General features: G+C 37.3%; 11 protein-coding genes. 3 read left to right on the forward strand and 8 right to left on the reverse strand.

Annotated elements, in window-relative coordinates:
- On the forward strand, window positions 1–184 hold a 184-nt coding region (locus ACED25_RS22425; protein ID WP_371696155.1), incomplete at its 5' end, for a transposase.
- 193 nt (window positions 185–377) lie between these two features.
- Here the strand turns inward: ACED25_RS22425 and ACED25_RS22430 are convergent.
- Complete coding sequence (locus ACED25_RS22430; protein ID WP_017098662.1) at window positions 378–1,883, reverse strand: aldehyde dehydrogenase family protein; 1,506 nt, start codon at window positions 1,881–1,883, stop codon at window positions 378–380.
- A 377-nt stretch (window positions 1,884–2,260) separates the two neighbouring features.
- Here ACED25_RS22430 and ACED25_RS22435 point away from each other — a divergent pair, with 377 nt between their 5' ends.
- Both ACED25_RS22435 and ACED25_RS22440 read left to right on the forward strand, forming a co-directional pair.
- Window positions 2,261–2,656, forward strand: a complete 396-nt coding sequence (locus ACED25_RS22435) for a hypothetical protein (protein WP_017098661.1) — start codon at window positions 2,261–2,263, stop codon at window positions 2,654–2,656.
- The gene (locus tag ACED25_RS22440; protein WP_017098660.1) at window positions 2,646–2,903 is read left to right on the forward strand and encodes a hypothetical protein; all 258 of its coding nucleotides are present in this window, start codon (window positions 2,646–2,648) and stop codon (window positions 2,901–2,903) included. Before ACED25_RS22435 ends, ACED25_RS22440 begins: the two co-directional genes overlap by 11 nt.
- Before the next feature lie 477 nt (window positions 2,904–3,380).
- Here the strand turns inward: ACED25_RS22440 and ACED25_RS22445 are convergent, their stop codons facing one another.
- The 7 genes from ACED25_RS22445 to tpx all read right to left on the reverse strand — a co-directional run bounded on the left by ACED25_RS22445 (window position 3,381) and on the right by tpx (window position 8,736).
- Window positions 3,381–4,409, reverse strand: a complete 1,029-nt coding sequence (locus ACED25_RS22445) for a GlxA family transcriptional regulator (protein ID WP_371696157.1) — start codon at window positions 4,407–4,409, stop codon at window positions 3,381–3,383.
- Window positions 4,410–4,566: 157 nt separating this feature from the next.
- Complete coding sequence (locus ACED25_RS22450) at window positions 4,567–5,046, reverse strand: hypothetical protein (protein WP_017098658.1); 480 nt, start codon at window positions 5,044–5,046, stop codon at window positions 4,567–4,569.
- Window positions 5,030–5,827, reverse strand: a complete 798-nt coding sequence (locus tag ACED25_RS22455) for a winged helix-turn-helix domain-containing protein (RefSeq protein WP_017098657.1) — start codon at window positions 5,825–5,827, stop codon at window positions 5,030–5,032. Before ACED25_RS22455 ends, ACED25_RS22450 begins: the two co-directional genes overlap by 17 nt.
- Window positions 5,808–6,338: a hypothetical protein gene (locus ACED25_RS22460; protein ID WP_371696158.1), complete on the reverse strand. Its 531-nt coding sequence runs from the start codon at window positions 6,336–6,338 to the stop codon at window positions 5,808–5,810. Before ACED25_RS22460 ends, ACED25_RS22455 begins: the two co-directional genes overlap by 20 nt.
- Window positions 6,313–7,113 (reverse strand): transcriptional regulator, encoded by an 801-nt coding sequence (locus ACED25_RS22465; protein WP_371696159.1) that lies wholly within the window; start codon window positions 7,111–7,113, stop codon window positions 6,313–6,315. Before ACED25_RS22465 ends, ACED25_RS22460 begins: the two co-directional genes overlap by 26 nt.
- Before the next feature lie 514 nt (window positions 7,114–7,627).
- Window positions 7,628–8,236, reverse strand: a complete 609-nt coding sequence (locus ACED25_RS22470; protein WP_017098654.1) for a redoxin family protein — start codon at window positions 8,234–8,236, stop codon at window positions 7,628–7,630.
- Between the two features lie 2 nt (window positions 8,237–8,238).
- Window positions 8,239–8,736 (reverse strand): thiol peroxidase, encoded by a 498-nt coding sequence (gene tpx / locus ACED25_RS22475; RefSeq protein WP_017098653.1) that lies wholly within the window; start codon window positions 8,734–8,736, stop codon window positions 8,239–8,241.
- Window positions 8,737–9,463: the final 727 nt, after the last annotated feature.

Below are 9,463 nucleotides of genomic sequence, written 5' to 3' on the forward strand. Positions count from 1 at the left end.
GAATGTAGCTGATCAGATCGTAGGTTTAGTTCCAATGAATTACGCAACAAAGCCGAGACTATGGGGAAATCACTTTTGGGCTAGAGGGTATTTTGTAGATACGGTCGGTGTGAATGAAAAAGTCATTCGCCGATATGTACGACACCAAGATAAGCAGGACATAGAGTATGAACAACAACTGTAGTTATTGAAGAATTGATAGCGCGGAAGCCCCTTTCTAGGGATGATAAAGCGAAATTGCCTTCTAAGAAGGCGGATATTTTTTCAGTCTTGCATTGTAAAGGGGTCAAGGAAATGGGTATGGCTTAGACCATAAATATAATGAACCAAATGTTTGTCTGCCCATTAGGTTTTCGGGCAGACAATTAGCTTAATTTTTAAAAGAAGCCTAAAGGATTAACACTGTGGCTAACGATGATATTTTTGGTGTTCTGGTAGTGGTCTAGCATCATTTTGTGTGTTTCTCTACCAATCCCGGACTTTTTATAGCCGCCAAACGCAGCGTGAGCAGGGTAAGCATGGTAGCAGTTAACCCAAATTCGCCCAGCTTGTATATTTTTCGCCATATGTGAAATCAGATTGTTGTCACGTGTCCATACTCCAGCACCTAAGCCATACTCAGTATCGTTGGCGATTGCCAGAGCTTCTTCAGTGTCCTTAAATGTAGTAACAGCAACGACTGGGCCAAAAATCTCTTCTTGGAAAATACGCATATCGTTAGTTCCTTTGAAGAGGGTAGGCTCGACAAAGTAACCATTGTCTTCATTGCTGTTACCACCAATAAGTAATTCGGCACCTTCTTCATGACCAAGAGCTATGTATTTGCGAATTTTGTCAAATTGCTCTTGTGACACCTGTGAACCAACTTGTGTGTCGGTATCGAGTGGGTTTCCTTGTTGGATCGTTTTCATGCGAGTTTGCAAACGTGAAATGAAGCGATCGTAAATTGATTCATGAATCAAAACTCGAGAAGGACACGTGCAGACTTCACCTTGATTGAAAAAAGCTAACAAGACACCTTCGATACACTTATCAAGGTAACTGTCTTCGTGATCAAATATATCAGCCATAAAAATATTTGGAGATTTACCACCTAGCTCGACTGTTGACGGAATTAGGTTCTCAGCGGCACACTTCAGAATATGCTGTCCAACTTCTGTAGAGCCAGTAAAGGCTACTTTAGCAATCTTTTTATGTGTAGCAAGTGCTTGACCTGCTTCTGAACCATAGCCATTTACGACATTGATTACACCGGCAGGGACTAGATCTTCGATGAGCTCCATCAATACTAAGATTGATGCAGGAGTTTGTTCCGCTGGTTTTAATACTACGCAGCAGCCAGCAGCCAGCGCGGGTGCCAGCTTCCAAGCGGCCATTAAGAGTGGGAAGTTCCATGGGATAATTTGTCCTACAACACCAACAGGTTCTGGGAAGTGGTAGGTCATGGTTTGTGAATCTAGTTCCGCAGCGGAACCTTCTTGAGCTCTAATGCATCCAGCAAAATAGCGGAAATGGTCGACAACGAGTGGAATATCAGCGGCGAGAGTCTCGCGAATAGGTTTCCCATTGTCCCATGTTTCAGTAATAGCAAGCATCTCAAGGTTGTTCTCAATACGCTCAGCTATCTTTAATAATATGTTTGAACGCTCAGTGACTGATGTTGAAGCCCAGTCATTTTTCGCATTGTGCGCAAAATTAACTGCCAAATCGATGTCTTCTTGAGTCGAAGCTGGAATTTCACAAATTACAGAATGGTTGATTGGGGAGGTATTAGTAAAATATTTTCCATGTTTCGGTGCTACCCATGCCCCTCCTATGAAGTTTTGATACTGCGGCTTGAAATCGACAATCGAATTTTCAGTTCCTGGTTGTGCATATAACATTTTCAGTTCCTTTTTTTAGATTCTGTGCGTTATTATCCACCCGCACATGAAAAATAAAATAAGCACCTTCAACCATAGGTTAAGCTAGAATAAAAATAGCCATACTAAATCAATGGTTTATATGTTGACCGTGAAACTAAAAGTCTTGAATGCTTAGGGTATATGTCTTTTTTCTAATGAATTTCATTTTAATATGCTAGTTCTATCAATGTAAATAGATCGCTATCATTACCAATATAGTAACCAAATAGGACATATATATCTGATCTTATGGACGTAATAATGGTGTTATTTTTATAACTACATGATATTTGGTTGGTTTGTTTTATTGGTGCAATTGGTTTCACTGTTTTATTTTAAACATATAACGTTAACATATGAGGAACAAGAACAATGAACTAGAGGAATGTAAAGTGTATCAAGAATTGAGCCAACTGTTAGATGACATTGGATATGCATTTGATAAGCATGAGCTGAAGATATGTACTATCAGAGCTCAAAAAAACAAAGTTATAAAAGCGATGATTGTAAAGGCAAAAGAACTAAATTTTGATATTTCGTCAAATCTATCGAAAAGTGTCTTGTCAGCGATAGTTAGTCAGGAAGACATTAACGAGCAACAAGCGATTGACGTTTTGACGAAGTATGTAATTAGCGACAATATAATTCAAAGAGAAATGAGAGAGAGCCTTTTCCTTGCTGCGATGAGGAAAAGCGAAGAGTTTCATATTGTTATGCTATTGAATGGAGAAGGGGTAAATCGTGTTATCTGAAGAAATGCTTTATGAAAGAACCAAAGAAGCGCTGCGATGCGCACGCTTGCTTGAGCTTGATACATCCCAACAATTTATTAGAACATGTTTGAGTGCTTGTGTGGCTGATAAGCGTATTCATATTAACAATATTGGTGAGGTATTAAGCCATTCAATTGCTTATCCGAGTAAATTATTAGCTGGTGCATATGAGTCCAGTGAGCTTCATCGGTCCATAACCCCTGTCTTAGAAAAACTCTCTCAATAGTATTTGTCTGAGTGGCAAAAATGTCACATCAAAAGTAGTTGCTTGGGCCTAATCTGGCAGTCATTATTTTTTAAGCGATGTTTGTCAGATTGAACCTAAGGCTGAACTTTTTACGGTTTACGAGCTAACAGTGTATCTAGTGAATGTTAGTTGCCACTTTTTATCCACATGATTACTCGCCCTGAATTTTATAATCAATACGCATTTGACTCACCAAGATCGTCATCGTTTATTTCTTGCAGGTAAATTAGTCGACTTTGTTTTTGTTTCGCTTTTCTTTCCCTTGTGGTTTGTCGTTGAACGCTTGCAGATACAAGCGTAGGCGGAGAGACATCAACTTTCTTAAAGTTGAATTGATGAAGGCTGTGGAGCTCAAAGCCGGAGAGATACCAGCTTTATTATTGGGTTAATCATTTCAATCCAAGTGAATAACTCCCTTTTTAGCTAAGGGCTTAGGTCCAGTTAGAATTAAGGTGCTTAAATCTCACAAGCCTGTGTCGTTTTGCGATATTCTGTGGGCGTCATGTCGTAAAATTTTTTAAACAGCGACCTAAAATGGTTTGTGTCACTGTAACCAACTTGCTGGGATATTTGTTCTATGTTTAAGCTGGTAGTGTCCAGCTTGTCTCTCGCTAATGCCACTCTAATACGTTGTATGTAGCTCATTGGAGATTCGCCAGTTGCTGCTTTGAAGCGACGTTTCATTTGCCTTTCACTCAAAAAACTTTTCTCTGCACACATAGCGACAGATAGCCTGCTTGGGTCTTCATTGTGCATCCACTCTTGTAACCGATCAATCAAACTGTCGCTATGTTGATGGTATTGAGCAAAGTTCGTTAAACAAATTCGCTTAATTTTTGAAACATCACCTCCTAAGTACTGTTCACATTTAATTCTTTGGGCCGTGCCTAACAAAGCATCAATTAACAAAATTGTTGCAGCAAAGTATTCTTTAATGCTGGAGGTGCAAATATATCGGTCTTCATGAGTTATTTTCAAGTGTGGTTTGAATTTTACTTGGGGGAATTGATTTCGAAAATCTTCAGCATATACCCAATGTGTAGTTGCGCTTCGTTTGTTTAAAACCCCAAGTTCAGCCAGAAGAAATGTCCCCGTACATAAAGAGAGAACAAATTCACACTGCGTAATTTGTTTTTTTAGCCAATATTTAACCTCTTTGGGTAAGACATAAGACCCCTTATTTATGTCACCACAAGCACCTATTATTAAAATGTCGGTATGTTCGACGGATTCCCAATGCGTACTACTGTTAATTGTTAGCCCCCCTAAGAATTGAGTCGGCCCCCCTGTGACTGATACATAACTGACCTGTGGCGCTGGTAATCCTGCTTGCATTGAAGCAATTGTCAGCATTTCGATTGGTCCCGAAATTGCTGTGATTGGGCTTCCTTCTAACAAGAGTGCAGTAATCTTTAAAGGTTCTCTTTTTCTGATCATGAGTATTACGTTTCTCAAACATGTCCTATTTGCTAGTACTATGTCCATAAACCCTTAAGAACACTAATAAACAAATCCGAAATTTAAATTACTCGTCATTAGATTGATTTTAAATGAATAAATTAAGTTGTTGATATTTATATGTTTACAATCAACACGTTTAGTTATAACTAAATCTGTTGATGATTTAGATTGATTACTCTAATTAATCGGCCGTGATACACTGGACACTGCCGGTCAATAAACTGGAATAACAGAAAATATACTTATCTTGGTATAAGGTTTGGAAAAATTGTTCCGATGAATTCTCAATCAAGTGTGCTTCAGTGAAATCAAGTTCTGTTGAGGGAGTGTAGTTTGCGCTACGTAGCGCGTTGGTTGTCGAAAAGAGGTCTGCACCCCAGAAATAAACGGAGTAATAGATGTTGAGGGCTTTGTTTTCGCCTTCGGATAATAAGCTACAATGCGCATCGTGAACTCCTCCCCACAGATGATCTACGGTAATTACTTCTTTGAAGGAGTCGACTTCAAATTTTTTATATGTACGACCATGAGAAAATAACATGATGTTGTTTCGACCATCTAAGAATAGAGGATGATTAAGGGTATTTATCCATGAGATAAACGTAATGACGAGTATATTTGCCAAGACCAGAAAAATAATGGCTTTACCGACATTGTTCATTAATTTCCTCTCTTACTTGCTCGATTGAATAGTCTCGGGAAAAACTAAAATTCATTGTGTTGTGTTCATGTAAATTATTAGGTTGATAAACACACGATACATAGAGTTGCTCAGGGTTTTCAGAAATATAGAGCATACGTAAGTCACTTGAGTATCTCCCTTTGAGGTCATTGAAACGTTTATCTCCATTTTTTGTATCAGTAAAATAGTACGTTACGCCCAAATGTTCACGCTGGTTCCATTGAATACGATCTGTGGTGCTATTGTAATATATGATCCGCGTTAACCAAGTGAGACTAACTAAAAATAACAGTGAGAGAGTCAATAGAATGAATCTTTGAAGGTATTGTAGATGGGCCGATAGACTGGTCTTCTCATGGTCTTGAGGTTGGAGAGTGTCTGGGATTATTTCTGAACTAGGTGTTGATGAGTTGTTTTGTTCAAGAACTATTGGCACCTCAAGGCTTATTATGTTGCTTACCAGTAAATAACCATGCTTTGGGACTGTTTTTATAATATTTTGTTGTCGGCCATTGTCACCTAAAGCTATACGTAGGTGGGCTATAGACTGAGTTAAACTAGCTTGCGAGACGACTCGCCCTGGCCAAGCCACGTCGATTAGGGTACTTTTTAAAACGGTTTCGCCTTGATTTTGACATAAAAGCTCTAAAATTTTGCAATCTGTAGAGTGCAATTTTTTGCTCTCCCCATTACTTTGGTTAGTTAGCTGGCGCCTAAGGGTTGGATTAAATATCCACATGCTATGTTGTTTTCTTGTCATTGACGTAAATTTTTTCTTTATTTTCAGATATATTGACACATTGAACTGAGTTGTTCGACAGTTGGATGTAACAATATTGGTGGGAGGTTTCTAACAAAGTTTGAAAATTTTCTTCGCCGCCATCAAAGAGCGCATGTTGCTCTGGTAAATCAAAATATTCTGTTTCTGGAGTGTTAACCAGTTGATTTATATATTTTATGGAATAAATGGATTTCGGCCAAAAGGTAATAAGAAATTGTGTGTCCAGTTTTTTTCCATTGTCGAAATGGATAGAAGCCATTAATAGAAATCGGTTCCATAGATAAGGTTTTAAGTGATAGTCGATTTTTCTGTATTTCTTATCTCCCATTTGCTCACCGTAAGTCAGAACTGTTTTACTTATTTGGGTATTAACGTTTTGAGCAAAACTAGGAATAAACGATGCATTGAGAAAAATTTGAATAGGCAACAAGGCAAGTAAAAAGACAACGCTAAGCAAATAGTGTTTATTGGCATTTTTGTACAATATCATTGCTAATCCCCTCTATAGCGCGCTTAACATCAATGGAAAAGTTGATGCTTTGGCCGTAAGGTGATGATGCATTCTGGTGAATGCAACTTACATAAATCCTAGTTTTATTTGAAGCAATATAAAAATTCACATTGTTTAAAGTAGGGTGCCTAATCAGCTGTTCTAAGAGTTGTTGACTATGAAAATCGTTGTTCTTGATCGTAAAGGTGTTAGTTTGAGAGTTCAACCTTGACATGTTCAGTTTAGGTTCGCTTTGTGAAGGTATGAACAAAAACCAAAACAGTAAACAGTTCATGCTGACTAATAAAACTATTACGCCAGCTTGCCAAGAACACTTAAGCTTAAAAGCCACTACCTTATCAGGTCGCCTAGTCTCGGGTTGGGCTTGGTTAGTTAAAACTAGAGCTATTTTATTATAAGCGACAAAGTAACCGGCTTTAGGTACGGTTCGAATGATACATTGTGCTTCCACTGTATCATTCAAAGCTAAACGTAATGATGCAATGGCGTGTGTGATACTGGCATCTGAAACAAATTTCCCCGGCCAAATTTTTTTGTGAATTTCAGATTTAGTTACGACTCGATGGTTATTCGACAGTAAGAGCAATAATAACTGGCTTTCTGTTTTTGTTAGTCTCTTTTCTTCACCTGATATTTTATTTCGAAGTTGAGAGTGTTCATGAGGTCTAAAATCCCACATAGATAGCTGCATACCTATACTTGGTGTTGTTTTTAAATGAAATATTACAAACTTACCAAATTGTTCAATAGACAACAACTAGTAAAATGGTATGAACTCGAGTTTATAATAAGAATTGATTATAGGCGTTGAGGGCAATTTTGCTTTGTTTTTTAACGAGAACTTTGAAAGGTATACTTAAATCAGCACAGTTACTTCCATTTATGTGTCTGGTTTCATTGAGATGCGTTGATGCCTTCCTCTTGTGAGTTCGTATGTATAATGATATCGACTCTACTTGACTAATCTATGGGATTGCATCGGTGTACTATTGGAGAGAGGCAGTTGTAACTAAGTTGATATTATTTAATGAAATGATGGAGTGCCATGTTGTATTTTGATTTTATTATATAATTTTCAATTAAAATTTCTTCTACTAATGCTTCTAATATAGATGATTCTTTTAGTTTAAGAGCACCTAATGATACCAGGATTAACAACCCTATAAATATATTTTGTTTTTTTATGGTTTTCATTATTGATTGTTATTTATATAATTGGAATTAGGTTAATATATAAGAGGCTAATGCCCCTTATATATTTCCGGAGTCTAGCGGTTTTCTAACGCAACTTTCACTGCTCGTTCTAAACTAGGGATAGTTGTAAGTTCAGGTACTCTTTGGGTATAAATGACTTGGTTATTCATACCCACTACAATAATACTTCGACTAAGTAAGCCTAACTGCTTAATTTGAGTTCCTGTATTGAGGCCAAACTTATGTTCCGAAGAGTCAGAAAGATATGTCGCTCCGTCAAGAGAATGCTCTCTAATGAACCGCTGTTGAGTAAAAGGAGTATCCGCACTGACTGCATAAAATTCAATGTCTTGAAGTTTGTGATGGTTGCTTTCTATGTATTGAGAAAGCTCAATAGCTTGTTGAACACAAACAGGTGTATCAACAGATGTCAATATGCTATAAATTTTGATCGATTTACTTTGCGCACTAGTATCATAGCTTTCTAAATCTGAAGTCAACATCTTAGCCGAAGGCAATAAATCGCCTACTTCTAATGGTGTACCAATCAGATCAAACTTTGTGGTGTTATCAAGTGTGACGACTTGTGTCTCTCCAAATCCAGCATCGTCTTCAGTAGTTTCAAACTTTGCGAAGGCGTTTATTGAATAAAGGGTGGCAGCAACAATAAGTAGTTTACGCATGATTATGATAAAACCGCTAGCGCAGATTCATAGTTTGGTTCAGTAGTAATTTCAGAAACCAATTCGCTATGTTTGACTATACCATCTTGACCGATAACGATAACAGCTCTCGCAGCTAACCCTTTAAGCGCACCTTCATTTAAGTTTACACCGTAGTTTTCAGTGAATGATGACTCTCTGAAGAAAGAAGCGGTTGTTACATTATCAATGCCTTCTGCACCACAAAAACGATTCATAGCAAAGGGTAGATCAGCAGAAACACATAATACGATTGTATTGTTTAAATTAGCGGCTTTCTCGTTAAATGTACGAACGCTTGCAGCACAAACTGGGGTGTCAATGCTAGGGAAAATATTTAATAAGACATTTTTCCCTTTTAGGCTTTCTAAGGTTAGGCTATTTAATTCTTTGTCGCAGAGAGTAAAACTTGGTGCTACTTGATTAGGTTTAGGAAATAGACCTGAGATTGAAACGGGGTTACCTTGAAAAGTTATAGACATGTTAATACCTTTTTATTGTTTATTTTTTGGTTAGAAATTATTGAGCGGCGAGATAGTAATTTGATATTTATAAATAACAAATCCGATGTGTTGTATTCTATTTGTTATTATTTAAGATTCTAATAAATAAGATGTTAAGTCCTAAATTCCCATTGTTTTAGTCCGATTTGAATGGCTTGGTTGGTGTATGATTTAATTTTTTCTGTGGAGTTTCTGAAGAGTGTTCGTATTTAGGTGTGTTTTCGAAAATTAAATATTATTCATAGGGAAAGAACGTGATTTTTTACGTTGTTTTTTGATTCTTTAACGATGAGCGAGCTGTATTCAGGAATTAGTATTCATTCCTAAACAAAGAACCCCCAGTCATGCTGTTTTAGTTGGTCAACTTTCAAAGACAGCGTGACTTCTTACATTTACAATGAAATTAGACCATAGATTAAATTCATTATCATATTTTCTAACTATCCTATAACCACGATTTTGCAGTCACGCTCGCTAGTCCTATTGTATATAATTTTGAAAATAAAGACAAAACTGACAATCGAAACACAGGGGAATGAAAAAACATTTGCATTTTTACTCGATATTTCGACTCAGACCTTAGCGAAGGCCTTCCTGCCAATGATTATGAATGGAAGGCTTTGTTGCGTAATTCATTGGAACTAAACCTAAAACCTACGATCTGATCAGCTACATTCACTCCCTCTCGTAGCCCTATGCCTAAACC

It is taken from the genome of Vibrio sp. 1F263 (assembly GCF_041439035.1).
GTDB lineage: Bacteria > Pseudomonadota > Gammaproteobacteria > Enterobacterales > Vibrionaceae > Vibrio > Vibrio tasmaniensis_A.

Bases quoted from the DNA above. Each gene is read 5' to 3' on its own strand.
- ACED25_RS22460 (WP_371696158.1), bottom strand. From the start codon at position 6,338: ATGATATTGTACAAAAATGCCAATAAACACTATTTGCTTAGCGTTGTC.
- ACED25_RS22450 (WP_017098658.1), bottom strand. From the start codon at position 5,046: ATGAACAATGTCGGTAAAGCCATTATTTTTCTGGTCTTGGCAAATATA.
- ACED25_RS22430 (WP_017098662.1), bottom strand. From the start codon at position 1,883: ATGTTATATGCACAACCAGGAACTGAAAATTCGATTGTCGATTTCAAG.
- ACED25_RS22470 (WP_017098654.1), bottom strand. From the start codon at position 8,236: ATGCGTAAACTACTTATTGTTGCTGCCACCCTTTATTCAATAAACGCC.
- ACED25_RS22435 (WP_017098661.1), top strand. From the start codon at position 2,261: ATGAGGAACAAGAACAATGAACTAGAGGAATGTAAAGTGTATCAAGAA.
- ACED25_RS22455 (WP_017098657.1), bottom strand. From the start codon at position 5,827: ATGACAAGAAAACAACATAGCATGTGGATATTTAATCCAACCCTTAGG.
- ACED25_RS22445 (WP_371696157.1), bottom strand. From the start codon at position 4,409: ATGGACATAGTACTAGCAAATAGGACATGTTTGAGAAACGTAATACTC.
- tpx (WP_017098653.1), bottom strand. From the start codon at position 8,736: ATGTCTATAACTTTTCAAGGTAACCCCGTTTCAATCTCAGGTCTATTT.